Origin of the sequence: Desulfovibrio sp. 1188_IL3213, from assembly GCF_036763145.1 — a bacterium.
In the GTDB taxonomy this organism is placed as follows: domain Bacteria; phylum Desulfobacterota; class Desulfovibrionia; order Desulfovibrionales; family Desulfovibrionaceae; genus Desulfovibrio.
Genome location: NZ_JBAIYR010000351.1, coordinates 1 through 2,405, shown reverse-complemented (window position 1 = coordinate 2,405; position 2,405 = coordinate 1). Strand labels below are relative to the sequence as shown.

The 2,405-nt window shown below is 60.3% G+C and carries 3 protein-coding genes; all 3 read left to right on the top strand.

Annotation, left to right across the window (positions count from 1 at the left end):
* The coding region (locus V6C16_RS11305; RefSeq protein ID WP_333543248.1) for an Hpt domain-containing protein at positions 1 to 635 on the top strand (635 nt) is incomplete at its 5' end.
* 148 nt (positions 636 to 783) lie between these two features.
* On the top strand, positions 784 to 1,284 hold the full coding sequence (locus V6C16_RS11300) for a chemotaxis protein CheW (RefSeq protein WP_333534852.1): 501 nt from the start codon (positions 784 to 786) through the stop codon (positions 1,282 to 1,284).
* Between the two features lie 510 nt (positions 1,285 to 1,794).
* A partial coding sequence (locus V6C16_RS11295) for a DegT/DnrJ/EryC1/StrS family aminotransferase (RefSeq protein WP_333543247.1) occupies positions 1,795 to 2,405 on the top strand: 611 nt, incomplete at its 3' end.

Below are 2,405 nucleotides of genomic sequence, written 5' to 3'. Positions count from 1 at the left end.
TTGCTGCCGCGGTTGCTGCCGCTGCGGAGACGCCGCCTGACGTGGAGCCGGTCGTTCCCATTGTCAATGTGGAGTCCGGCCTTGCCACTGTGGGGAATAACAGAACACTGTATTTTGAGCTCCTTCAGCGTTTTGTGGATCACTATGGCGACAGTCCCGCCCGTTTGCGCAGGATGCTCGAAAGCGGCAACCTCAAAGGGGCCGCGCGCATGGCGCACACGGTCAAGGGGGTGGCCGCCAACCTGGGAGTGGAGCGCATCTGCGATCTGACCCGCATGCTGGAAGAGTTTTTGCCCCACAGTCTGCCTGAGCACGCCGTGCTTGACGCTTTTGAAACGGAGATGGGGCGGGTGCTCGACTATGTGCGGAGCATGGAGCAGCATGCCTGCCGTACGGCCAGCGGTTCCGGGCATCTGGCGGAAGAGCACCGCGAGGCCCTGCTGGCCTTTCTGGATGATCTGCCCCGGCGTATGGAAACGGACTGGGGGGCAGTGGAAAGCTCGATGGAAAAGCTCTCGCTGCTGGCAGACGGCACTCCCCACGCCGAGGAGATCGCCGCCATATTGACGGCGGTCAAGGATTTTGACATGGCCGGGGCGCCTTGCCGACAGTCTGCGCGACTGTCTGCTGCGTGAGTCCGTCACGGAGGCGTAGTACATCCCGACGGCTGCTCCGGGGTGTGGATAAAACGGCGTCCCAGCCGCGAGCGCGCCCTTTTGTCCGCCGTGACATTGCCGATAAGGATTACAGATTCGTTATCCGCCTATTGATGGAGGTTTAGATATGAGCACTGCCACACCGGAAGGCGCCCTGCTTGAGCACCCGGGTGAAGACGAACACGAGGGCGACAGGCTGCAGCTTGTCACCTTTCGTATTGCCGAAGAAGAGTTCGGGGTGGATATCCTTTCCGTCCAGGAAATTATCCGGCCCATGCAGATAACTATGGTTCCGCATGCGGCGCGCTTTATAGAGGGCGTCATCAACCTGCGCGGCAAGGTTATTCCTGTCGTCAACATGCGCACCCGCTTCAATATGCCCGTGATGGAGCACAATGCCGAAACGCGCATTGTGGTGATGGAATTCAACCAGAAAATCGTGGGTTTTCTGGTTGACGGCGTTTCAGAAGTGCTGCGCATTCCTGCTTCCACGGTGGAACCTGCCCCGCCCGTTGTGTGCGGCATCGGCTCGGAGTATATCCGGGGGGTGGGAAAGCTCGACGACCGCCTGCTCATTCTGCTTGACCTCGATACATTATTGAGCGACATGAACGCCGAAGCAGGCTAGAGCGGCCGTTTGCTCTGCTGTGTGCCGTAACGGGCGAAGTTAACATGAGATATATGCTCTCGGTGTGAGCGTGTCCCGTGGCGTTTGCGCCGTGCTTTCTTTGCCTTTGTGCCGGTTGCGGCAGGGGCGGCTGTTTTTGCATGTTCTTGTCCGTGCCTCCACCGGACGAATCCGCCATTGCAGCGGTGTGCCGGGGGGCGTGGACGCGAGCATGCATGACGTTCGGCAAGTGGAATACGTAAATGTTTCACAAGGTTTTTTACGAAAATCCGTGCCGCGGGGCAGGTGCGGGCAGACTTTGCCGGCCTTCGGGCCGATCACTGGCTACCCCGCATCTTGTCGGCGGTATGTAACTGGAAACCTGCCCGCGCAGGTTCTGTAAAAATTGTCTTTTGCCCTGTTTGAAGCCGGAACCGCAGCGCTTCCGGCCCACAGGCGCATTGCGCCGCGCCGCAGGCCCCCTGGCTGTCAGGCCCGGCCGGGCCAATGCCCGCGCAGCAGGAGGCTGTCATGTCCATGCGTCTTTCCCGTTCCATAGTGGGTGAAGCGGAAGCCCGTGCAGTGAGCCGTGTTCTTCTGGAAGACGGCTATCTCGGCATGGGCAATGAGGTGCGCCTTTTTGAAGAGGAAGTGGCGCAGTACCTTGGCGTAAAAGCTGATCAGGTCATTACCGTCAACACGGGCACAGCGGCCCTGCATCTCGCCGTGGATGCCGCGGCCGCCCTGAGCCGTGTGCCGTGCAAGCCGGAGGTGCTGGTTCCTTCCCTCACATTTGTGGCCTCTTTTCAGGCCATTACCGCAGCGGGCTGCGTTCCTGTACCCTGCGACGTGCTGGCCGGGACGGGAACGCTCGATCTGGCCGATGCGGAAAAGCGCCTTACCCCCAATACCATTGCTGTCATGTTTGTGGACTACGCCAGCAATCCCTGGCATCTGGACGAAGTGTACGACTTTGCCCGGCGCAAGGGACTGCGTGTGGTGGAAGACGCGGCCCACGCCTTTGGCTGCAAGCACCACGGCCGCAAGATCGGCAGTTTCGGCGATCTGGTCTGCTTCAGTTTTGACGGCATCAAGAACATCACCTGCGGCGAGGGCGGCTGCCTTGTGGCCTTTGACGCCGA

What these genes read in the sequence shown, in the direction of transcription:
- V6C16_RS11300 (WP_333534852.1), top strand. Translation starts at nt 784, where the DNA reads ATGAGCACTGCCACACCGGAAGGCGCCCTGCTTGAGCACCCGGGTGAA.